The 20837-nt window shown below is 66.4% G+C and carries 20 protein-coding genes and 3 tRNA genes; 6 read left to right on the top strand and 17 right to left on the bottom strand.

The window, feature by feature from the left end; all coding sequences use genetic code 11:
• Positions 1-46: 46 nt before the first annotated feature.
• From BR00_RS03325 to yihA, 11 genes are all read right to left on the bottom strand, one after another.
• Positions 47-121, bottom strand: a tRNA-Gly gene (locus tag BR00_RS03325).
• A gap of 6 nt (positions 122-127) precedes the next feature.
• Positions 128-202: transfer RNA gene (locus BR00_RS03320), tRNA-Cys, on the bottom strand.
• 6 nt (positions 203-208) lie between these two features.
• Positions 209-283, bottom strand: a tRNA-Gly gene (locus tag BR00_RS03315).
• Positions 284-300: 17 nt separating this feature from the next.
• Complete coding sequence (gene cobJ, locus BR00_RS03310; RefSeq protein ID WP_496476191.1) at positions 301-1074, bottom strand: precorrin-3B C(17)-methyltransferase; 774 nt, start codon at positions 1072-1074, stop codon at positions 301-303.
• Positions 1017-2867, bottom strand: coding sequence for a precorrin-4 C(11)-methyltransferase (cobM, locus tag BR00_RS03305; RefSeq protein ID WP_496476190.1), 1851 nt, complete (start codon positions 2865-2867; stop codon positions 1017-1019). The genes cobJ and cobM overlap by 58 nt, the downstream gene beginning before the upstream one ends.
• A complete protein-coding gene (gene cbiE / locus BR00_RS03300) occupies positions 2864-4054 on the bottom strand; it encodes a precorrin-6y C5,15-methyltransferase (decarboxylating) subunit CbiE (RefSeq protein WP_496476189.1) in 1191 nt (396 codons plus the stop codon). Before cbiE ends, cobM begins: the two co-directional genes overlap by 4 nt.
• On the bottom strand, positions 4051-5106 hold the full coding sequence (cbiD, locus tag BR00_RS03295; protein WP_496476188.1) for a cobalt-precorrin-5B (C(1))-methyltransferase CbiD: 1056 nt from the start codon (positions 5104-5106) through the stop codon (positions 4051-4053). The genes cbiE and cbiD overlap by 4 nt, the downstream gene beginning before the upstream one ends.
• Before the next feature lie 10 nt (positions 5107-5116).
• Positions 5117-6355 carry a uracil-xanthine permease family protein gene (locus tag BR00_RS03290; RefSeq protein WP_496476187.1) on the bottom strand — a complete coding sequence of 413 codons (1239 nt, stop codon included), beginning with the start codon at positions 6353-6355 and terminating at the stop codon, positions 5117-5119.
• 57 nt (positions 6356-6412) lie between these two features.
• Positions 6413-7039 carry a uracil phosphoribosyltransferase gene (gene upp, locus BR00_RS03285; protein WP_496476186.1) on the bottom strand — a complete coding sequence of 209 codons (627 nt, stop codon included), beginning with the start codon at positions 7037-7039 and terminating at the stop codon, positions 6413-6415.
• 200 nt (positions 7040-7239) lie between these two features.
• The gene (locus tag BR00_RS03280) at positions 7240-7485 is read right to left on the bottom strand and encodes a hypothetical protein (protein WP_496476185.1); all 246 of its coding nucleotides are present in this window, start codon (positions 7483-7485) and stop codon (positions 7240-7242) included.
• 51 nt (positions 7486-7536) lie between these two features.
• Positions 7537-8154 (bottom strand): ribosome biogenesis GTP-binding protein YihA/YsxC, encoded by a 618-nt coding sequence (yihA, locus tag BR00_RS03275; protein ID WP_496476184.1) that lies wholly within the window; start codon positions 8152-8154, stop codon positions 7537-7539.
• Between the two features lie 127 nt (positions 8155-8281).
• Here yihA and BR00_RS03270 point away from each other — a divergent pair, with 127 nt between their 5' ends.
• The 5 genes from BR00_RS03270 to BR00_RS03250 are packed head-to-tail and all read left to right on the top strand — an operon-like array spanning position 8282 to position 13204.
• Positions 8282-9094 carry a hypothetical protein gene (locus BR00_RS03270; protein ID WP_496476183.1) on the top strand — a complete coding sequence of 271 codons (813 nt, stop codon included), beginning with the start codon at positions 8282-8284 and terminating at the stop codon, positions 9092-9094.
• Positions 9095-9115: 21 nt separating this feature from the next.
• Positions 9116-10984, top strand: coding sequence for a transglutaminase TgpA family protein (locus BR00_RS03265; RefSeq protein ID WP_496476182.1), 1869 nt, complete (start codon positions 9116-9118; stop codon positions 10982-10984).
• On the top strand, positions 10981-11199 hold the full coding sequence (locus BR00_RS03260) for a hypothetical protein (protein ID WP_496476181.1): 219 nt from the start codon (positions 10981-10983) through the stop codon (positions 11197-11199). The genes BR00_RS03265 and BR00_RS03260 overlap by 4 nt, the downstream gene beginning before the upstream one ends.
• Before the next feature lie 2 nt (positions 11200-11201).
• Positions 11202-11918: a metallophosphoesterase family protein gene (locus BR00_RS03255; RefSeq protein ID WP_496476180.1), complete on the top strand. Its 717-nt coding sequence runs from the start codon at positions 11202-11204 to the stop codon at positions 11916-11918.
• Complete coding sequence (locus BR00_RS03250; RefSeq protein ID WP_496476179.1) at positions 11915-13204, top strand: protein kinase domain-containing protein; 1290 nt, start codon at positions 11915-11917, stop codon at positions 13202-13204. The genes BR00_RS03255 and BR00_RS03250 overlap by 4 nt, the downstream gene beginning before the upstream one ends.
• On the opposite strand, the gene mdoH is transcribed toward BR00_RS03250, so the two are convergent.
• From mdoH to BR00_RS03230, 4 genes are all read right to left on the bottom strand, one after another.
• Positions 13201-15312 (bottom strand): glucans biosynthesis glucosyltransferase MdoH, encoded by a 2112-nt coding sequence (gene mdoH / locus BR00_RS03245; RefSeq protein ID WP_496476178.1) that lies wholly within the window; start codon positions 15310-15312, stop codon positions 13201-13203. The genes BR00_RS03250 and mdoH overlap by 4 nt on opposite strands.
• A 3-nt stretch (positions 15313-15315) precedes the next feature.
• A complete protein-coding gene (locus BR00_RS03240; RefSeq protein WP_496476177.1) occupies positions 15316-15732 on the bottom strand; it encodes a hypothetical protein in 417 nt (138 codons plus the stop codon).
• Positions 15729-17255 carry an OpgD/OpgG family glucan biosynthesis protein gene (locus BR00_RS03235; protein ID WP_496476176.1) on the bottom strand — a complete coding sequence of 509 codons (1527 nt, stop codon included), beginning with the start codon at positions 17253-17255 and terminating at the stop codon, positions 15729-15731. The genes BR00_RS03240 and BR00_RS03235 overlap by 4 nt, the downstream gene beginning before the upstream one ends.
• A 140-nt stretch (positions 17256-17395) precedes the next feature.
• Positions 17396-17791, bottom strand: coding sequence for a cytochrome c3 family protein (locus BR00_RS03230; protein ID WP_496476175.1), 396 nt, complete (start codon positions 17789-17791; stop codon positions 17396-17398).
• Between the two features lie 187 nt (positions 17792-17978).
• Between BR00_RS03230 and fdhD the strand changes: the two genes are divergently transcribed.
• Positions 17979-18785 (top strand): formate dehydrogenase accessory sulfurtransferase FdhD, encoded by an 807-nt coding sequence (gene fdhD, locus BR00_RS03225; protein ID WP_496476174.1) that lies wholly within the window; start codon positions 17979-17981, stop codon positions 18783-18785.
• Here fdhD and thpR read toward each other — a convergent pair.
• Positions 18774-19334, bottom strand: a complete 561-nt coding sequence (thpR, locus tag BR00_RS03220) for an RNA 2',3'-cyclic phosphodiesterase (RefSeq protein WP_496476173.1) — start codon at positions 19332-19334, stop codon at positions 18774-18776. The two genes, fdhD and thpR, sit on opposite strands and share 12 nt — an antisense overlap.
• Entirely contained in the window at positions 19334-20758 is a 1425-nt protein-coding gene (locus BR00_RS03215) for a leucyl aminopeptidase family protein (protein ID WP_496476172.1), read from the bottom strand. Before BR00_RS03215 ends, thpR begins: the two co-directional genes overlap by 1 nt.
• Between the last annotated feature and the right edge of the window lie 79 nt (positions 20759-20837).

Genomic DNA, 20837 nt, shown 5'->3' with positions numbered 1-20837 from the left:
GGAGGAGACAAAAAAGGCCAGCAATGCTGGCCTCCAGTTTTTTATGTGGAGCGGGAAACGGGATTTGAACCCGCGACTTCAACCTTGGCAAGGTTGCACTCTACCACTGAGTTACTCCCGCTCGGCGTGGAGGCGGCATCCAGATTTGAACTGGAGAATGGAGGTTTTGCAGACCTCTGCCTTACCACTTGGCTATGCCGCCTTGATGTGGAGCGGGAAACGGGATTTGAACCCGCGACTTCAACCTTGGCAAGGTTGCACTCTACCACTGAGTTACTCCCGCTCAACGGAGGTCGGTCTCTATAGAGCCCCGTCACGGCTGTCAACAGGAATTTTTTCACGCGGGGATGCGGCCGGGTAGTAGCCCCGGGGGGTCAGGATGCGTGGGCCGACCATGCGCGAGGAGGAGCTTCCCACCAGCACGATGGTGCGCATGTCCACGCCGTGGGCGGTGGCGTGGGCGATGGTGGAGGTCCACATGGTTTCCCCGTGCCGGTAGGCGTTGCGCACGAATCCCACCGGAGTGGTTTGCGGACGGTGGGCGGCGAGGATGCGCAGGGCTTCGGGCAGCAAGGTGGTGCGCCGGGTGGAGCAGGGGTTGTAGAGCACGGTGACGAAGTCCCCCTGGGCCGCGGCGAGAAGACGGCGGCGGATGGTCTCCTCCGGGGTAAGCAAGTCCGAAAGGGAGATGACGGCAAAGTCGTGGGTGAGTGGCGCCCCCAACCGGGCTGCGGCTGCGGCCAAGGCAGGGATGCCGGGGATCACCTCCCAGGGGATCTGCTCATGGCAGCCGCGGCGCTCCATGGTCTCCAGGATGAGCCCGGCCATGCCGTAGATGCCGGCATCCCCCGAGGAGACCACGGCCGTGGCCGTGCCGTGCTGGGCGTGATCCACCGCGGCCTCTGCCCGGGCACGCTCCTGACGCATGGGAGTCTCGACGATGGTTTTGCCCTCAAGGAGTTCCGGTGGCACGAGATCCAGATAGGTGCCGTAGCCCACGACGGCCTGGGCCCGGCTCAGGGCGTCTCGGGCGAGGGGGGGCAGAAGGCTTGCGTCTCCAGGTCCGAGTCCCACCACCCACAGGGGAGCTGGGCCACGGCCACCGTCACCGGGCCGTGGATGGTCTTGGGGATGCGGAGTTCGGCTTGGGGATGACTGGCAAGGGCTGCAGCTTCGCATACGCTGGATACTCCCATGTGCTGGTAGACCCGCGCCGAAGGATGGGGCGCGGGCTGGGCGGAAAGGACGTCTGGGGGAAAACACCGAAAAGGGACATCAAGGCTGCGCGCGGCCTCGTGCAGCCCCGGTTCCTGGGTCTTGGCGTCGATGCTGCACACCAGGGCCGCGGCTTTGGGACTGAGCCCGTGGGCGTCGAGAGTGGCGTTGATGGCTGTGAGGATGTGGCTTCCGGGCACACCGCGGCGGCACCCCACGCCGATGGCCAGGCATGGGGGATGCAGGCGCAGGGCCGAGGCAGCGGTGGTCTCCGGCCCCACCCAGATGGCCGCAGCCTCCGGGGCGTCTGCCGGGATGACCAACGAACGGGCGTTTTCGGGAAGCCTCAGCCACCCTGCAGGGTCCCACAGGGCAAGGCGCTCGCCTTCCAGCCAAGCTCCTTGCAACCGGGCCAGGGCTTCGGGGTTGCCGATGGCAAGGCCGCTGGCGCGGGCGAGAAGGTCCAGGGCCGGGGTGCCGGTGGTTTCCGAAGCGGTGGTGATGACTTCCGTTGCCCCCAGGATTCGGGCCGCCACCGAGGCCAGGGCGTTGGCCCCGCCCAGATGGCCGCTGACGAGGCTGACCACGAAGCGGCCGGATACGTCGCAGACCACCACCGCCGGGTCTTGGGTCTTGCCGCGCAGATGGGGGGCGACGGCGCGCACGGCAATGCCTGCGGCGCCTACGAAGACATGCCCGGCAAAGGCGTTCCAGGTGTGCGCCATGGTTTCGGCCAGGCGCGTGATGTGCTGCATTCCGTGGCCCGCCAGGCGGCTGGGGGCGAAGATGGTGGCGGGAAGCGCCGCGCTCAAGCGTTGGGCGATCTGCATCCCTTGCGGGCAAAAGGTATAGATGGCTACCGGCGAGGGCGGCTTCCCGGCGGCGCCTCTCCGAAATCCGTGGGCAAAGGTGGGGTCGTAAAGCCTGGAGGCCGGGTGTGGGACTTCGTGTCCCGGGAGCACCAAGAAGACGGCCTGGCGGGTGAGACCGCGAGCGTCGGCCGCAAGGTCGTGGAGTGTGGTGTGGCGGATCTCTTCTTCCGGGTGTCCCACGCGGGCCGCCACCACCACGGGGGTTTCCGGAGGAAGTCCGGCGCGGCTGAGCTTTTGCGCCAGTTTTTCGGCCTTGGGGGCGGAGAGGTAGACGGCCATGGCCGCCCGGGAGCGGGCAAGCAACGTCAGGTCTTCTTCCGCAGGCACGGGGGTGCGGCCGGGCAGGCGGGTGAGGATGAGGCTTTGCGGGCCTTCGGGCAGGGTGAAGGAGACCTTGGCCGCGGCTGCGGCGGCAAAGGCCGCGGAGACCCCGGGCACCACCTCCCAGGGGATGCCTTCGGCGTCCAGCAGGCGGGCCTGTTCCGGCACCGTGCCATAGAGACTGGGGTCGCCGGTGTGCACCCGGGCAACCATGAGGCCGGCGTGGGCGGCCTCGGCCATGATCCGGTGGGTTTCCTTGAGGGTGAGGGGGGCGGAGTCCACCAGACGCGCTTCGGGCCTGGCCCCTGCGAGCACGGCGCGCGGCACCAAGGATCCGGCGTACACGATGAGGTCTGCCTGGGCGATGATACGCTGGCCGCGCACGGTGATGAGATCCGGGGCCCCGGGACCGGCGCCCACGAAGATCACCTTGCCGCGGGAAGGGGTACGGTCGGTCATGCGGGCTTCTCCATGAGGGCGAGAAAGACGGGGTTGGCGGGCACCAGCCGCGTGCCGCCTGCCAGGGGTTCGGCCTGGCAATGCTGGAGGTGGTGGATGCACAGGCCAAGGCCCAGGCGTGGAGCGTGTTCTTCAAGCATGTGGAGGACCTCCAGGCGTACGAAACTCGCCACCATGCGGCCGCCGGGACAAAGACAGCGACTCAAGACCTCGAGGTTTTGGGGATGCATGCCGCCGCCCCAGAAGATGTGACTGGGACGCGGCAGGGTGGGCGCAGTCTGGGCCATGGGGCCGGAGACGATCTCCACCATCCACGCGCGGGCGTGGATGCGGTTGGTGTGGATGGCTGCCAAGCGCCGCGGGGAGTGCTCCAGGGCGAAGACCATGCCGTGGGAGATGCGCGCCGCGGCTTCCAGGGCCATGGTGCCGGCGCCGGCACCTGCGTCCCAGAACACGGCCTCCGGCCCTGGGGCGAGCAGGGCCATGGCCAGGGCGCGGGTGGCGGTCTTGGAGATGGTGCCGTCGTGGCTGAGGGGCACGTGGTCCACGTTGGGCGCTGGCCCTGGGCCGAGGCGCTCCGCGAGCACCACGTTGGGCTGCTGGAAGGCGGCGTGCGCCGCCGCGGCTGGAGAAAGATGCTGGATGCGTTCCTCGGCAAGGCCCAGGCATTCCCCCACGTGGAGCACGAAGGACTCGTCTGCGCCGCGTTCGGCAAGGAGCGTCCCGATCCATGCGGGATCGTGCTTGGGGTCGGTGAGGACGAAGGTCTCCTGGGCGTGGGTGAGGCTTGCCAGGAGGGCGAAGGGGTCGTCTTTGCCGTGGAGACTGGTGACACGCCACTTCCACCAGGGGCGCTTCAGGGCGGCGGCCAAAAGCTGCAGGCAGGAAGGCGCAGGGTGCACGGCGGTGGGGCATCCGCAAAGATGAGGAAGCAGGGAGGCGCCGAGGCCGAAGAACAGGGGATCGCCGTTGGCGAGTACGGCGACGGACTGGCCTTGGGTGTCGAGCTCCCGCATTCGGTGTCCCAGGGCCGCCATGTCCCGGCCCATGGGCAGGCGTTTTTCCTTGGGGACGCCCAGGGCGTCCAGGATGGCCGGGGCCCCTGCCACGTGTGCGGCTGCGGCAAGAAGTTCCGCCTCGTGGGCGGGCAGCGTCTTTCCGGGAAATGTGCCGAGGATATGGATCATGGCGTGCTCCATTGGCAAAGGAGGGTCCCGTCCAGGGCAAAGAGGCTGTAGGTCAGCTCCAGGGGCGCACGGGCAAAATCGCGGGCGTGGCGGGCGGCTTGGACCATGAGGGCGCGGTAGAGCTCCGGGGCGTGGGCATGGCCGCGGAGCATGTCGGAAGCTGCCAGGGCCGTGGGGGCGGAGGAAAGCGGCAGATTGATGCCGCGCTCGCGGGCAAGGCGGGCAAGAAGGCCAAGGTCGACGGCTCCGAAGCGGGCATGGGTGCACGGCATACCTTGGGCCTGCTTGAGGAGCTTTCCCAGAAAAAGCGCCCAGTGCACGTGGGTGAATCCCTGGCGGGCAGCTTCGCGCAGGGCGAAGGCCACGTGGTCGGCCACCTGCACGGCGGACGCAGGTGCCGGGAAGTGGGCGCGGAAAAACCGTTCGGATCTGCCGCCGGTGGCATAGAGCACCTGCTTTGCTCCTGCAGCCCGGGCCACGGCGAGTTCGGCGCGGATGGTGGCCCGCCAGGCGCCGTGGCTGAAGGGTTTGACCGTGCCGCGGGTGCCGAGGATGGAAATGCCGCCCAGGATGCCGAGGCGCGGGTTCATAGTCTTTTGGGCTATGGCTTCGCCGTTTTCCACGCTGATGGTCACGTGCACCCCGCCGTGGGGGAGTACTTCGCGCACCGCTGCGGCGATTTGACCCCGGGGAGCGGGGTTGATGGCCGCCTCGCCCACAGGGAGCACGAGGCCCGGACGGGTGACGCGCCCCACTCCAGGTCCGCCGTGGATGACCACCTCGGTGCCTGTGGGGTCCCAGGTGAGCTGGGCGTGGATGCGGGCCCCGTGGGTGGCGTCCGGGTCGTCCCCGGCGTCTTTGATGACCACGGCTTCCGCAGTGTCTGCAGTGCGCAGGAGGCGCGCCACGGGGATGCGCAGCCTTCCGCCCGCAGGCAAGGGGACGTCCACCTCGGTGGGGGACGCCTCTTCCAGCAAGACCAGGGCCGCGGCTTTGGCCGCGGCCGCTGCTGCGCTGCCGGTGGTGAATCCCGTACGCAGGGCAGGAGGCATGGGCGTGGGATTACTCTTTGGGGTTGGGGAGGATGAGATTGAGGACGACGCCGGTGATGCCGGCCAGGCCGATGCCGCTGATGGTCACCTCGCTGATGCCAAAACTCATGCCGCCGATGCCGAAGACGAGGATCACCGCCACGATGGCGAGGTTGCGGGCCTGCATGAGGTCTTCACCAGCCCGCACCAGGGTGTTGATGCCCACCACGGTGATGGCGCCGAAAAGCAGGATCATGATGCCGCCCATGACCGGTGCCGGGATGCTCTGCAGGCACGCACCGAGTTTTCCCACAAAGGCGAGCAGGATGGCGGTGATGGCGGCCCAGGTCATGATGGCTGGGTTGAAGGCGCGGGTCAGGGCTACGGCGCCGGTGACCTCGGAGTAGGTGGTATTGGGCGGCCCCCCCAGGCAGGATGCCAGGGTGGTGGCCAGGCCGTCGCCAAGCATGGTGCGATGCACGCCGGGGTCTTTGAGAAAGTTTTTCCCCGTCACCGAGCTGATGGCCAGGATGTCGCCGAAATGTTCGATGGCCGGGGCAATGGCCACAGGCACGATGAAGAGCACGGCCTCCCAATTCCATTGCGGAAAAGTGAAATTGGGGATCGCAAACCACGGTGCGGCGCTGATGGCGTCGAAATGCACCATGCCCAGGAAGAAGCTCACCGTGTATCCGGCGACGATGCCCACCAGGATGGGGATGAGCTTGAGGATCCCGCGGCCGAGGAGCGATGCGGCGATGGTGGCGACGAGGGATATCATGGAGACCGTGAGGGCGTCGGCGCGGGGGAAGAGTTCTGCGCTGCCATCGCCGGTCTTGCCCACGGCCATGAAGACCGCCACCTTGGCCAGGATGAGACCGATGACCATGATCACCGGCCCGGTGACCACGGGGGGCAGCAGCCGGTGCAGCACGCCGACCCCGCGCCAGCGGATGAGGCCGGCGAGAAGGACGTAGACCAACCCTGCGGCCGCAAGGCCGCTCAAAGTCTGGGGGATGCCCCAGGTCTGCGCCCCGTAGATGATGGGCGCGATGAAGGCAAAGGAAGACGCCAGAAATACCGGGACCTTTCCTTTGGTGATGACCTGGAAGAGCAGGGTGCCGGCCCCGGCGGTGAAGAGCGCCACGTTGGGATCAAGGCCGGTCAAGAGCGGGGCAAGGACCAGGGCGCCGAATGCCACGAAGAGCATTTGGGCCCCCAGGAGGCAATCCTGGAACCGAAAGGAATAGTCCGTGCTGCCGGTTGTCATGATGGAACCTCACAGGGTTGAGGGTGGAACAAAAAAGCCGCCTCCAGGCGGCTTGGATTACTTGGTGCCGAAAATCTTGTCACCGGCGTCGCCAAGGCCGGGGAGGATGTAGCCGTGCTCGTTGAGGCGTTGGTCGACGGCGGCCACGTAGATGTCCACGTCCGGATGGTTTTGGGTGATGCGGGCGATGCCTTCCGGCGCGGCCACCAAGAAGAGGCCGCGGATACTGGTGCACCCTGCCTTTTTGAGGCAGCGGATGGTGGCGTCCAGGGTGCCGCCGGTGGCGAGCATGGGGTCGAGGATGATGGCCATGCGGTCATGGATGTTCTTGGCCAGTTTCACGTAGTATTCCACGGGCTCCAGGGTGGCTTCGTTGCGGTAGAAGCCCACCACGCTCACCTTGGCCCCGGGGATGAGATCGAGCACCCCGTCGAGCATGCCGAGCCCCGCACGCAGGATGGGCACTACCGTGACCTTCTTGCCCTTGATGACATCCACCTCCACCGGGCCTGCCCATCCCTGGATGATGCGTTTTTCCGTCTGGAAGTCCTTGGTGGCCTCGTAGGTGAGCAGCCGCGCGACCTCGGAGGCGAGCTCGCGAAAATTCTTGGTGCTGATGTCCTGTTTGCGAAGCAGCCCCAGTTTGTGTTTGATGAGCGGGTGTTCTGCCACGTACACGGCCATGGGAAACCTCCAGGAATGGATTGCGGTCAAACCGATCTCTGTTAGCTTGTGGGGGTGTTCGGGTCAAGGAAGAAATCTGAAGAAATTTGTGGGACGCCGGTGCCCCGGTGACGGTGGACAGCCGAATTTTTTGATGTTTTTCGGGATGTTCGTGGACGCATGGGGAAAAAGGGGCGCCCAGCGGCGCCCCACGGGAGCCGCTATACCTGGGCCCCTTGGTTCTGCATGGCCTGTTCCCGCACCTTGGCCACGATGTCTTCCTTGACCGCGTGCATGCGGTCCGCGGCGTGGAGAAAGGCGTCCAGCGGGATGGCGATGCGAAATCCCGGCTCCAGGGTGTATTCTTTGGTCTCGGGATTGACGCTGCCCAACCGGGCGAATTCCATGCGGACGATGCCCTGGTGGATGTGGATGTTGGTCAGGCGTTCGGTGAACATGTCGAACATCGATGATCTCCTTGAATGAGAGTGATTGAACGTTGGGGCTTCGTGGCATCCTCACTTGGGGGCGTCAAGGGTGTTGTCGGCGGCCTCCTCGGGGAGGGCGTACCGCCGCAGACGCTGCCACAGTTGGGCCACGCCAAGGCCGGTGCGGCTGGACACGGCAAGGGGCGGTTCTGGCCTGCCGAGAATGTCCGCCCAGCGCCGTGCAACCTGAGCGCGCTCTTTGAGAGACGTCTTGTCCGCCTTGGTGAGTACGGGAAGGAGGGGGATATGGTGTTCTTGGGCGTAGGCTACCAGGTCCATGTCCAGTTGCTGCGGGGCAAGGCGGCTGTCGAGGAGCACCACCAGGGCGCGCAAGTGGGGGTTGTCCGTGAGGTAGGCGTGGATGAGGCGCGCCCAGGCATCGCGGTCGGCGTGGGAGGCGCGGGCATAGCCGTATCCGGGCAGGTCCGCGAGATAGAAGTCCCCCGGAGTGACACGGTAGAGGTTGATGCTCCGGGTCTTTCCCGGGGTGCTGCTGGTTTTCGCCAGTGTCCGTCGTCCGGCCAGGGCATTGACGAGGCTCGACTTGCCGACGTTGGAGCGCCCTGCCAGGGCCAGTTGCGGGGCGTCTGGCAGCTGCATTTGCGAAGGGGTATAGATCGTGGATTCGAGAGACAGGGTGTGGTGCATGATCGGGAGAATGGTTGACGCTTCCCGGCCTGTTGGGGCACAGCAAGCAATATTTTATTGAGGATTGATGTGGAGACCATACCGAGCAACCCTACGGGGGGCAACCACAAAACCAACGGGGGAACCCATGCGGATGGGAAAGATTCTTGGATTGTGTCTGGCGGCGCTGCTGGCGGCCTGCTCTTCGGCTCCCATGCAGGGCGCGGACGGTGTGTCGCCCGCGGCCTCGTCCTGGATGACGCCGGATTTGCGGCATGAAGAATCCGCGCAGGTGACGGTGCGTATCAGTCCGCAGGAACTGCGGGGAGTGGTGGACCGCGATGCCGAAATCTGGCGTCGGGGGCGGCAGACGGTCATTGCCAAGCTTGCCACGGACTTCTTGATGCGGCGCATGGTGCTGCCCATTACGCCTTCCGCCAATACCCTGGGCGAGATGGAAACCTACAGCCAAAAGGGCGCCCTGACTGTCGCGCCGGAAGAGGCTACTGGGGACTTTGTGCAGTCCTTTCAAGGTCGTTTGGTGCTCGATGTTGGTGCGGCAGCGGCAGGTCGCGTGGTGGGCCTGGAGACGGACGGCTATATGGCGGGCAGCCAGCAGCGGGTGTATGTGGCCTTGCCCGTCCAGTCCCTGGGACTGCCCACCTATGTGGCGCTGTTCAAGGCGCAGCCGGAGGCCGGTGAGGGATGGTACCGCCTGGGGGCCATCGGTGAGGTGACGCAGGTCAACGAAGCGTTCATGAACGGCAACATTCCCGCCGTGTTGGGCAATGTGGAGATCCTCATGGCAGACCGGGAGACCGAGGTGGGAGATGTGGCAATACCGCTCTTTGCCTCGGTGGAGGTCGTGGAGCAGAATCGCGGCGCATCGGCCGCCTCGGACGAGGTGGTGGTGACTCCGCACTTCATGCCCACGGTGACCGAGCCGAAGATCAAGAAGTAGCCTTTCATCCGTAGAAGTCCCATGGCGTTTGCGCCTGTCTGGATCTTGGGGGCCGTGGCCGGAGCCTACGGCCCCCATGTGCTGTGGCAGCCGCTGTGGGTCTCCATGGCGCTGGCAGCCGCCCTCCTGTGGCGCATGGCGGTGGAACGCGGCCGCCTTCCGCAGCCTCCCCGCATCGTTCGTTGGATGCTTGCCGGTGCGGCCATGGCCGCCGTGGTGGCCACTCATGGCCGTACCTTTGCCCTGGATGCGGGTACGGAGCTTTTGTGTCTGGCCGCGGGCCTTAAGGTGCTGGAGGCCCGGAGCCGGCGGGACATGGTGCTCGTGGTGTTGGTGGCGTACGTTTTGGCCGCCACCCACGTGCTTTTTGCCCAACATTTGGCGGCGGCCGTCTATATGCTGGCAAGCGTCGTGCTCTCCACGGCGGCCCTTGGCAGTATGACGGCGCGCCGTCCCTGGCGTGAGGACCTGCGCGTCGGCGTCTTGGTGGTGCTGCAAGCCCTTCCTTTGGCGCTTGTGGCCTTTGTAGCCATGCCCAGGTTGTCCGCAGGGGTGGTGGGACTGCCGGTGGGCCGTGCCCCGCAGGGGGGCACCGGGCTTGCGGAGACGGTCCAGCCCGGAAGTATCGGTCGCCTCGCCCAATCCTCGGAAGTGGCCCTGCGGGTGGCCATGGACGGGGAAACCCCGCCTCGAACCGATTGGTATTGGCGGGCCGTCGTGCTCGACAGCGTGGATGCCGGTGGGGTGTGGCGCCAGCGCCGCAGCCCGGCCCTGTGGCAGGACGCGCCTGCTGCCCGCTGGCAGGGACGCATCACCTTGGAGCCGCACCAATTGCCCTGGCTCATCGCCCTGGACGTGCCGGTTGCAGCGCCCCCGGGGGCCCGGCTGGATCAATGGGGGCGGGTACGCTGGCCGCGCCCGGTGCGCGACCGGATCGTCTATGGGTGGCAGAGTAGCTCGGTGCCGCCGCCTTGGGACGGGGATCCTGCCTGGACGTCTCTGCCTTCTGGGCTTGCCCCACGCACCCGCCGGCTTGTGGCCACGTGGCAGGGCGGCCCTGAGGCCGTGGCGAAAGCCGCCTTGGCCTTCTTTGCCCATGGCGGCTTTCGCTACACCCTGGATCCCGTGGCTGCTGCGGGCGACCCGGTGGACGGGTTCGTGTTGGGGACTCGCGAGGGCTTTTGTGAGCACTACGCTGCAGCCCTGGCGGTGATGCTGCGTGCCGCGCGCATCCCGGCGCGAGTGGTTGCCGGATACCTGGGCGGCGAGGTCAATGCGGTGACCGGACATATCACTGTGCGTCAGTCCGATGCCCATGCCTGGGTGGAGGCGGTGCTGGACCCAGCGTACGGCTGGCAGCGCCTGGACCCCACCCTTGCGGTGGCGCCGGAGCGCGCCCGGCACGGCCTTGCAGAAGGCGTGGGGGCGGTTGCCCCACGCATGGAGTCGTGGGGGGGGCACTGGTTGCGCACCCTCTGGGATGCGGCGGACCACACCTGGAGCCATTGGGTGCTCGATTTCACGGCCGAGCGTCAGCGGCGGCTCGCTGCAGCGTTGGGGAAGCGGCTGTCGGTGGTGGCGGCGGCGCTCGTTCTGATTTTGGGGATGTACTCGGCTTGGCGGTGGCGTCGGCGGCCCTGCCCTGATGAGCTTGCCGCAGCGTATGCCGATGTGCGCCGCTGGCTTGGCCGTCAGGGGATGCATTGTCCGGCGTGGGAGGGCCCGCGCTCCCTGAGACGCCGGGTGGAGGCGGAGCTTCCGGCGGCGGCCCCCTGGGTGGTGGAACTCCTTGGCCGCTATGAGGTCTTGCGCTATGGCGGGGCTGCGGACGCGGCAGCAGCGGCGCAACTGCGCCGGGAAATTCGCCGCCTGACACGGAGATCCCTATGAAAGACCACGATCAGCATTTGCCCATGATTCCCCGTTTGGAGGAAGCGGATACCGAACGGCGCTACCAGCAGGCCAAAGAGTATTTTCATCAATCCGCCGGGGCGGCTGCCCGGGTGAATGCCGCCCTGGTGGTGTGTGTGGGCGTGTACCTGGTGCGTCTGGCGCGATTGGCGTGGGAGGGGTTGCGGGCGGCTTGGGCCCGTTGGCGGAGGTAGCCGTGCGCATCGCCGTGCTTGCGGACGTCCACGCCAATCTGGAGGCCCTGCAGGCCGTCTGGGCGGACCTTGCCGCCTGCGGCGCGGATCAGGTGGTCTGTTTGGGGGATCTGGTGGGCTACGGCCCGGACCCCGAGGCCGTGGTGCGCTTTGTCCAGGAGCATCAGGTCACCTGCTGCCGCGGCAATCATGATCAGGCCGTGGTGTGTCCGGCATCGGCCATGCATTTTCATCCCCAAGCCCGCCTCACCCTGCCGGTGGTGGCGGGTCTGCTTTCCGAGGCCTCGCGGGCCTATCTGGAAGGGCTTCCCCGCAGCCTCGAGTTTCAGGGCGCCTGCGGCGTACACGGATTTCCGCCGGAAGACGTGTTTACCTATCTGCACGACGTGGACGACGATCGGGTGGCGGCGTGGGCGGCCCGAAGGTCACTCACCTTCGTCGGCCACACGCATGATCTGGCCTGGGTAGCGGTGTCCGGCCGCGAGGTGGTCCGGCATCCGCTTGCGCCGGGCGCGGTGATACGTCTCAAGTCTCCATCTTTGATCAATGTGGGCAGTGTGGGGCAGCCCCGGGATATGACCCGGGATGCCAAGTATGTGCTCTGGCACGTGGAGGCGTCCCAGATCCAGGTGCGGGCGGTACCGTATCCAGCCCAGCGTACCGCGGCCAAGATTCGGGCTCGGGGGCTTCCGGAGGCCTACGCCCGGCGGCTGTTATGAGAACCATCGGTCCCTATCCCATTGTCGGCCTTTTGGGGCGTGGAGGCACGGCGGTGGTCTACCGGGTGCTCCACCCGCGCTTGGGCTTTCCCATGGCCCTCAAGTGGCTGCGTCCCCGGCCCCTTTTGCTCGACCTTTGGGGCGAAGCGGAGGTGCGGCGGCGTTTCGCCGCGGAGGCCGAACTCTTTGGCCGCTTGCGCCACCGGTACTTGGCCATGGTGTATGATGTGGGGGAGCACCAGGGCTGGCCGTACCTGCTCATCGAATATCGTTGCGTCCACTTGGGCTTGGTCTTGGGGGAACCCTTGGCTGCAGACGGCCCGTGCCGCACCGTGGAGCCTGCGTGGGCCCTACGGGTGGCGCGGCAGGTCTTGGAGGTGTTGGGGATGCTGCACGCACAGGGGCTCGTGCATCGGGACGTGCAGCCCGCCAATATCCTTTTGACCGAGGATGGGGACGTGCGCCTCATCGATTTGGGCTTGGTCTTGCGGCCGGGGCACGGCGAACTGGTCCCGCCCCAATTGCAGGTGGGCACCCCCTTTTATGCGGCCCCGGAGCAGGAGGATACCCCTGGCGCTGTCGGCCCCGCGGCGGATCTCTACGCCGTGGGGGTGCTCGTGCACCGTATGGTGAGCGGCCACCTCCCGGACGGGCCGGGGCGCATGCACCCGCACCCGCTCTTCACCGCGCCGTGGCAGCAGTTTTTCGCCACTGCCTTGGCGGTGGATCCACGGCGGCGTTTTGCTTCTGCCGGGCAGATGGACGAGGCGGTGGCGGCGCTGGAGGCGGTGTGGCGCACCCAACAGGAGGCTGCGTGTGCTTTGGAGACTCCGGCGCAAGGCGCCCAGTCTGCGACGGTACGCCACGTCCCCATCCGCACCGGGGTGCGGCCCCGGCAGCCCTTTGGGTTTCTCGATGCCTTGGGAAGACCCCAAAGTGCGCCGGCCTCGCTGACGCACAAAGACGATGGTTTGTGGGACGCGGAGACAGGTCTTCTTTGGCAACCCCGGGTTTCCCCGTGGGCCATGACCTGGGAAGATGCGCGCCAGTTTGCGGCCGAAGACGGCTGGCGGCTTCCCACGGTGGAGGAAGGGGCGCGCCTTCTTGGACAGAGCCACTGCCCCATGTGGCCGGCGCTGCCTCACGTGGCGTGGCTGTGGACTGCGGATCGGCGCAGTTTTACTTCTGCATGGTGTCTGGATGTGCGCGGCGGGGCCGTGACCTGGCAGGACTGCGGCCCTGTGGGCTGTCTTGCCCATGTGCTTGGGGTGCGCGGCCCTCTTTAGCCATCCAGATGGACTCCCCATTGGTGCCGGAGCACGGTTTCCGGCAGACGCCAGAGGCGTTGGTGGAGGATGAGCATGCGCTCGGGGTCGAAGAGCAGTTCTTCACGCTCCGCCGGGGAGAGTGATCTGGGACCTTGCGTGAGGGCGCGCTCCACCAACGCGTCGCGGCGGGCGGCGATGCTCGGGGCAAGGGTGCGGGGGGCGCGCAGTAAGGCCCGGTGCAGCAGGTTGATCTCCGGGTCTGCCACTGCGCGCACGAATCCGGCCTCCGGACTTATGCCCAGCCGGGGGCGCTGACTTGCCGCTTCCTCCAGATAGCTCTCGATGTCTTGGTACTCTTGGGGAAGCTGGACTTCTTCCGGGGTGCAGAAGATGCGCAGGCGGCGGAGTAGGCGCCCGGCCTCGGCCCGGCTCGAGACCATGGACACCGGGATGGAGAGCACGAGGGAAAACACGAGGGGTGAGATCCACCAAAAGAACGGGGGATTGAGGACGAGCATGCTCCCCCCCCAGAGAAGCGCCAGGAGGGTGCCCCCGCCGTGGAAGCGGAGGGCGTCGAGGAAGGGGGTGCCTTGGTCGTCGCGCTGTTGGGTGCCCCAGCCGATGCCCCGGCCAAGGAGGGTGAGGAAGACGAATTTGCTGTGAAAGAGCATGCGGATGGGTGCCAGGAGGGTGGAGAGCACCACTTCGGCTACGACACTGGCCGTCAGGGCGAAAAATCCACCGAACAGTCGGCGGCGGCCTTGGATCACGGCCAAGAGCAGGGCGCAGACTTTGGGTAGGAAGAGCACGGCGGCGGTGGCGCCAAGGAGGATGAGGGCGGGCCAGGGGTCCCACACCGGCCAGGACGGGAAGAGCGTCTTGGTGGAGGTGGGAAAATAGATGGGAGTGCGCACCGCCTCCACCACGGCCTCGGCGGTGGACAGGGCAAGGAGCAGAAACCAGAGCAGCGCCGAGCCGTAGCTCATGACGCCATTGAGAAACAGCGCGCGGTGCCCGGGAAAGATGCCGCGGGTGAACACCAGGCGCAGATGCTGGAGATTCCCCTGGCACCAGCGGCGGTCGCGTTTGAGCTCGTTGAGCAGATTGGGCGGGACCTCTTCGTAGGAGCCTTCCAGGTCGTAGGCCAGCCAGACGGCGTAGCCCGCGCGGCGCATGAGGGCCGATTCCACGAAGTCATGGGACATGATGTCGCCGCCCAAGGGCGGCTTGCCGGGGAGCCGTGGCAGGGCGCAATGGCGCATGAACGGGGCCACGCGGATGATGGCGTTATGCCCCCAGAACTGGGCGTCTCCCAAGAACCAATGGTGCAGGCCCGCTACGTACATGGGGCCGTAGAGCCGGTTGGCGAATTGTTGGGCGCGGGCGATGAGGGTTTCCCGGCCTGTACATGCCGGAGCGGTTTGGAGGATGCCGATGGTGCGGCGGCGCTCCATGATGCGCACCAGTTCCACGAGGGTGCTTCCGGTCATCACGGAATCGGCATCGAAGACCACCATGTAGGTGTAGTGGGCGCCGTAGCGACGGCAAAAATCCGCCACATTGCCGCTTTTGCGTTTCAAATTGATACGCCGGCGGCGGTAGAAGATGCGGCCCTCGGCGTCGAGGCTGGTGGTGAGCTGTCGCCACATGGCCTCTTCCTGCACCCAGCGTTCGGGGTCGTTGGAATCGCTGAGGATATGGATGTCGAAGCGGTGGTTGGGATCGGCGCGCTCGAGGGAGCGCCACACGGCGTGGATGCCCGCCTGGATGCGCACGGTGTCTTCGTTGCAGATGGGGAACAGTATGGCGGTGCGCACATGGGGGCGGATGGGGGCGTCGTCGGGCCGCGGTCGGGTCACGGCGAAGGGGTCGTGGCCGCGCACCAGCGTCCAGAAGCCGGCCATGGCGGTCCAAAATCCCAAAGAGATCCACACGAAGAGCACCCCGTACACCACGAGGATGGCGGCCTCCAGGGCGGTGCCTCCGCCGTGGGGAAGGAGGGTGCCCATGATGCGGGCCGCCAGGATCGCCGGGAGCACCACCAGGAGGATGAGCAGCCAGCGCCGCCGGGCAGCCACGCGGCGCCACGGCATGTGGAGGTATTCACGGGAAGCAAAGGTAGCCATGGATTATGGGGTGGGCGCCAGGCCCAGGGCATGGAGGATGATGGTGATGATGGCCAAAAACACGGCGTCGGTCCAGGCAGAATGGAACACCCAGGCGGCGACGATATATGCAGGGGTGCCGTAGCGCTGGACGAATCGTACCCAGGGGCGGCGGTCCATGGGCTCTGGCCGCATGTGCCGACGCACGAGCTTCGGCCCGGGATGCACCTCCGGCAGCACCACATGGCGCACCAGAATTTCCTGCAAAAGCTCCATGGCCCGTGCCTGGGCCTCGTCTGCGGGGAGCGGCAGTTCCATGGTCAGGCGGCGCAAGGTGCGCAGGGCGAGCTCATGGCGTCGGGTCTCGGGGATGGGCAGGGCCCGCAGGTAGACGGAAAGGCGCCGGCCTGCGGCCTCGAGCACGGCTTCCGCTGTGGTCATAGCTTGCAGGCGTAGCTCCAGGTTTCCGAAATGGGCGTGATGCCGTGTAGGAGGATGACGCGCATTTCGGTGTCGGGCTGTTTGTCGGGCAGCATGCGGGCAAGGGGGGAGTCTTTGTCCGTGGTGACTTCAAACACCACGCGAAAGCCTCCGGTTTCGGGGTTCCGCGTGATGTGCTTGTCGGTGACCCGACCGCCCTCGCCCACCCAGATGGAGGCGTCGAGCACGGCATCGGCGGGGAGCGCCTGGAGGACCGGGCCGGCAAAATCCAGGGCAAACATCCGGCTCCCTTTGGTCCGTCCTTGGCCGGTGCGCGTGGCCGTGACTGCGGCGAGCGGCGGCAGCACCGCCTGGGCGTCGCACCAGCGCATGCGGTAGGAAAATGCAAGCGGTTTGCCCGCTTCCGCGGGGGAGGCAGGTTTCCAGTAGGCAACGATGTTGTCGTGAATTTCTTCAGGCGAGGGGATCTGCACCAGCCGGACTTCCCCAGGGCCCCAATCGCCCTTGGGTTCGATCCAGACACTGGGGCGTTTGTGGTAGAACGCTTCCAAGTCCTGGTAATGGTCAAAAAGGGTATCCCGTTGCAGCAGGCCGAAGCCCCGCAGCCCCGGGGCTTCGAAGACGTTGACCGTAAGATTGGCGGGGTTGCGCAGGGGGCGCCAGATCCATTCGCCGTTGGCCAGATGGATGGCGAGTCCGTCGGAGTCGTGCACCTCGGGCCGGAAGTCGTCGAAGGTGCGCGGCCAGGTGTTTTCCCCAAAGATGAACATGCTGGTCAGGGGGGCGAGGCCCACATGGGTGAGCGTGGCGCGCGGGTAGAGGACGGCGTCCACATCGATGACGGTCTCGGCGCCTGGAGTGGCCACAAACCGGTAGGCGCCGGTCGTCCTCGGGCTGTCCAGCAGGGCAAAGATGGTGATGGATTTATCTTTTTTCTTTGGCTCTTGGATCCAGAAGGTGCGGAAGAAGGGGAACTCTTCCCCGGACGGCTCTGCGGTGTCGATGGCTAACCCCCGCGCCGAGATGCCGTAGTGCTGCCCTCGGGCCACGGCCCGGAAATAGCTCGCCCCGAGAAAGACGAGGAATTCGTCTTTGTAGTTTTTGGTGTTGATGGGGGTGTGCACGCGAAATCCAGCGTAGGCGAGCTCAGGGAAGCTCGTTGGGACGAGGCCGGTTTTTCCGTAGTCGAATGCCTCCGGCCGGAAGGGGACAAGGGTGGCGTTGTCGGCTCTCAGGATAAAGACGTCCACCGCGCGGTCGTAGAGCATGCCGGGGTGGAAGAATTGGATTTCAAAGGGGAGCTTGGCGTTGCGCCACAGACTTTCTTCCGGGCGGAAGCGGATGTCCCGCCATGCGTCATAACTCAGCTGGGCGAGTGGAGTGGGGAGGGCGAGGCGCTGCTCTGCATGCGGGGCTTGGGCCAGTTGTCGGGCCTGTTCCTGCAAATTTTCCCAAGAAAAACCTGCAGCGTGGACGGACGTGGCGCAGCACAGGAGCAACATGAAAAGAGCACGAAACGGCACGAGAAGTCTCCTTGGAGCACGGTCAAGACGAGGGACGCAGAAAAAAGGAAGATCTGCCGGCGTCTCTCCGGCATCCGCTCTTTGGGGCCTTTGGGCTTCGGCGTCAAGAGGAGGGGCGCCGGAGCGCCCCCGGAGAGGAATTATTCTTGGATATGGCAGCTATTGCAGGCCAGGGGCGCGTCGCCCAGGCCCTGTTTCTTGATGTCGCGGTGGCAGGCCACGCAGCTACGCTTGTCCTGGCCGGTGTGGAAGGCGCGGTAGACGGAATTCTCGTCGGTGCGGGTGGCGATGTTGTCGTGGCAGCCTTCACTCGTGCAGCTCTGGAAGGTGTAGGTGTCGGGCACGGTGTGGTGGCAGGTGACGCAGGAAACGCTCATGTGGGAGGCATGGTTGAAGGTGACCGGGCCTTTTTTGGGGGTGTAGTTGGAAAACTGCTGGGTGCTCATGGTGACGCTTTCGGGCATCTGCATGGGCGCAGCTGCCACGGAAGCCGCCATGGCCAGTACGGATACTGCAGCCAGACCAAAATGTTTCATCACTTCTCTCCTTGTGCCATGGATTTGTGGGCCGGGGGATTCCCCATGGGCCGGCCCTGCTACCGGGAATGCGGCCACGAAGCAAGGGAAAAAGCCATGATTGGAAACAACGCCCGGGGTCTGGATTGTCTTGGGGGGCAATTTGCGGCAGGAGGGGCCTTCATATCCTCAAGGTTAAGGAGGCCATATGCCATCCCATCCGTTGGAGCCGCTTGTCTCGGTGGAAATAGTCCGGGTCACGCCGGAAAAGGCGCATGGCCAGCACGACGTGGTGGCCACGGAGGTGCCGGTGACCATCGTGGCGGGGAGTGTGGAGATCGCCACGCTGATGGCCACCCCCGAAGCATTGGACGACCTCGCCCGGGGGTTTTTGGTGACCTCGGGGCTGCTTGCCCCGGAAGACATCGCCGCTGTTTTTGTGGATACCGACCTGTGGCGGGTGGAGGTGGAGACCGCCCGGCCGGTGGATGCCGCGCTGTTGGTGCGGCGGACGTACTCGTCGGGATGCGGCAAGGGGGTGGTGTTCGCCTCGGCCCTGGAGGCGGATCTCTCGGCGCTTCCGGTGACCTGGCAGGTGGATGCCTCGGAGCTGTTTGCGCTGGTGCACGCCTTCCGCCGCCATTCGGAGCTCCATCAGGCCACCGGGGGGGTGCACTCCGTGGCCTTGGCGCGCGGCGGCGAGGTGCTCGTGACCTGCGACGACGTGGGCCGGCACAATGCCTTGGACAAGGCCGTGGGGCAGGCCTTGCGCCGGTCCCTTCCCGTGGCCCAGACCATGGTCCTGACCACGGGGCGCATTGCGGCGGAGATCGTCCACAAATGCCGCCGCGCCGAGATCCCCATGGTGGTCTCCCTGGGTGCCACCACCCATCAGGCCGTGCTCACGGCCCGGCGCCTTGGGGTGACCTTGGTGGCCTTTGCCCGTCAGGGCCGGTTTTCCATCTTCGCCGGGCCAGAGCGGGTGGCGGGCGTTTCCCAGGACTTAGTCCCGTGAGAGGAGGTATTCGCGCACGGGCTGGTAGCGCGGCCCCTGGGGGCCAAGGATGCTTTGCCACAGCACCATCCGGTCCACGGCGAAGATGGGCAGCTGCAGGGCGGCCACGGCTTGGGCCGCCTGCATCCAGGGGTCTCCTGGGGCTGCGTCCTTGATGCGCGCCAGCGTCACGTGGCCGGTGAAAGGCCGGGTTTCCGGCGCAAACCCCAGCGGCTCCAGGGCGGCTTCCAGGCCCTGGGCGAGGTTGCCAAGCTCTGGGGCGCCCTTGCCAAAACCGAGCCAGAAGACCCGCGGCCGTGCTGCGGAAGGAAAGAACCCTGCGCCTTGCGGGGCAAGGGAAAAGGCAGGCGCAGTCAGCGCTTCGAGGGCGCGTTGAGTGGCGGGCACTTGGGCCTGCGGGACTTCGCCGAGAAACTTGAGGGTCACGTGCATGAGCGCAGGCTGGACCCACGCCACGCGGGAGCGAAGTTTCCGCGCCCAGGTTTGGCATACTTCTCCCAAGGCCTGGGCCATGGCCTGCGGGATGGGGACACCGACGAAGAGCCGCATCACCATTCCTCCTGCATGAGGCCGGTCAGGGTGCGCACGCCAAAGCCTGTGGCGCCTGTCTGCACGAGGGATACCTTGTCGTTCGACCAGGCCGGTCCGGCGATGTCCAGGTGCGCCCAGGGGACCCCTTGGGGGACGAAGTGGCGTAAAAAGAGCGCCGCGTACAGCGCCCCGCCTTCGCGGTGGGCGATGTTTTTGAGGTCCGCCACCTCGCTTTTCAGGTCCTTTGCGTAGAGGTCGGCAAGGGGCATGGGCCAGAAGGTTTCGCCGAGGCTTTGCCCCAGATGGAACACGCGATCCTGGATGGCGGTGTTCGAGGCGAACAGGCCAGCGATGCGGGTGCCCAGGGCCACGACGCAGGCGCCGGTCAGCGTGGCCACGTCCACGATGGCGCAGGGCTGCAACTCGCCGGCCAGGTGCAGGGCGTCGGCGAGGATGAGGCGGCCTTCGGCGTCGGTGTTCTGGACCTCCACCCGGAGCCCCGAGCGGGCAGTGATGACGTCTCCAGGCCGCATGGCCCCGGATCCCGGGAGGTTTTCCGCCAGAGGCAGGATGGCCACCGTGCGCCGGGAAGGCCCCCCAAGGCCGTGGATGGCGGTGATGGCCCCGAGGATGGCCGCGGCCCCGGCCATGTCGGCCTTCATCTCGTGCATGTGCCCTGCAGGTTTGAGGCAGATGCCGCCGCTATCGAAGGTGATCCCCTTGCCCACGAGGACCAGCGGCGGTTGGTCGCTGTGCGGGGCGCTGTCGAGCACCACCACCCGTGGCGGCACGCGGCTTGCCCCTGCCACGGCGGCAAGACATCCCCAGGAGGCAAGGGCGTCGCCCTCGAGGATCTGCACCGTCCACCCGGCCTGCTGGGCTACGGCTGCGGCCGTCTCGGCCAACGTGGCGGGACAGAGGAGGTTGGCCGGGGTGTTGCCGAGGTCCCGGGCCAAGGCCACCCCGCGGGCGATACTTTCCGCCCAGCGCGCGTCTTCCGGCTGGGCGGTGACGAGGACGAGGTCCGGCAAGGGCTCGGAAGCCTCGGAGGCGGCAAGGGAAAACCGGTAGCCGCACAAAAGTCCGGCTGCGGCGGCCAGCAGGAAAGCAGAAGGGGCGAATCCGGCCTCCACGAAAAGATCGGGGTGCAGGACGAGTTCTGCTGCCGGGCTCATGCGACAGAGATCCATGGCCTGGGTGATGAGACGGTCCACGGCGGCTGCAGTGCGCTCCTGGGGCAGGGGCACGGCCACCACCATCCCGTGCTCGCCGAAGAAGATCCGGGCGGTGTCGTGAGGCAGTCCCGCCTCCGGGGCTGTTTGGCCCAGAGTCGCGTGCCAGAGTTTTTGGGTGGTGGACGGCAGGGGCGCTTCTGGGCTACACAGAAGCAGGAGGGCGCGCTCGCGGTTGGGCTCGTAGCGGGGAGTATGGCGAAGTTCCATAGGCCTTCCTTGGGTGAATTGGGAAAGATGGGATGTGCTTCCGTGTACGTCCTTGTCTGGGCATCGTAAAGGAGTTGCT

The sequence above is a fragment of the Thermodesulfomicrobium thermophilum DSM 16697 genome (assembly GCF_059568695.1).
The sequence above is the reverse complement of the archived record's forward strand: the minus strand, read 5'-3'. Positions and strand labels throughout refer to the sequence as shown.

What these genes read in the sequence shown, in the direction of transcription:
- fdhD (WP_496476174.1), top strand. Translation starts at nt 17,979, where the DNA reads ATGCCATCCCATCCGTTGGAGCCGCTTGTCTCGGTGGAAATAGTCCGG.
- cbiE (WP_496476189.1), bottom strand. Translation starts at nt 4,054, where the DNA reads ATGATCCATATCCTCGGCACATTTCCCGGAAAGACGCTGCCCGCCCAC.
- BR00_RS03270 (WP_496476183.1), top strand. Translation starts at nt 8,282, where the DNA reads ATGCGGATGGGAAAGATTCTTGGATTGTGTCTGGCGGCGCTGCTGGCG.
- cobM (WP_496476190.1), bottom strand. Translation starts at nt 2,867, where the DNA reads ATGACCGACCGTACCCCTTCCCGCGGCAAGGTGATCTTCGTGGGCGCC.
- yihA (WP_496476184.1), bottom strand. Translation starts at nt 8,154, where the DNA reads ATGCACCACACCCTGTCTCTCGAATCCACGATCTATACCCCTTCGCAA.
- BR00_RS03230 (WP_496476175.1), bottom strand. Translation starts at nt 17,791, where the DNA reads ATGAAACATTTTGGTCTGGCTGCAGTATCCGTACTGGCCATGGCGGCT.
- BR00_RS03290 (WP_496476187.1), bottom strand. Translation starts at nt 6,355, where the DNA reads ATGACAACCGGCAGCACGGACTATTCCTTTCGGTTCCAGGATTGCCTC.
- BR00_RS03215 (WP_496476172.1), bottom strand. Translation starts at nt 20,758, where the DNA reads ATGGAACTTCGCCATACTCCCCGCTACGAGCCCAACCGCGAGCGCGCC.
- BR00_RS03265 (WP_496476182.1), top strand. Translation starts at nt 9,116, where the DNA reads ATGGCGTTTGCGCCTGTCTGGATCTTGGGGGCCGTGGCCGGAGCCTAC.
- upp (WP_496476186.1), bottom strand. Translation starts at nt 7,039, where the DNA reads ATGGCCGTGTACGTGGCAGAACACCCGCTCATCAAACACAAACTGGGG.
- BR00_RS03250 (WP_496476179.1), top strand. Translation starts at nt 11,915, where the DNA reads ATGAGAACCATCGGTCCCTATCCCATTGTCGGCCTTTTGGGGCGTGGA.
- BR00_RS03280 (WP_496476185.1), bottom strand. Translation starts at nt 7,485, where the DNA reads ATGTTCGACATGTTCACCGAACGCCTGACCAACATCCACATCCACCAG.
- mdoH (WP_496476178.1), bottom strand. Translation starts at nt 15,312, where the DNA reads ATGGCTACCTTTGCTTCCCGTGAATACCTCCACATGCCGTGGCGCCGC.
- thpR (WP_496476173.1), bottom strand. Translation starts at nt 19,334, where the DNA reads ATGCGGCTCTTCGTCGGTGTCCCCATCCCGCAGGCCATGGCCCAGGCC.
- BR00_RS03260 (WP_496476181.1), top strand. Translation starts at nt 10,981, where the DNA reads ATGAAAGACCACGATCAGCATTTGCCCATGATTCCCCGTTTGGAGGAA.
- BR00_RS03240 (WP_496476177.1), bottom strand. Translation starts at nt 15,732, where the DNA reads ATGACCACAGCGGAAGCCGTGCTCGAGGCCGCAGGCCGGCGCCTTTCC.
- cbiD (WP_496476188.1), bottom strand. Translation starts at nt 5,106, where the DNA reads ATGCCTCCTGCCCTGCGTACGGGATTCACCACCGGCAGCGCAGCAGCG.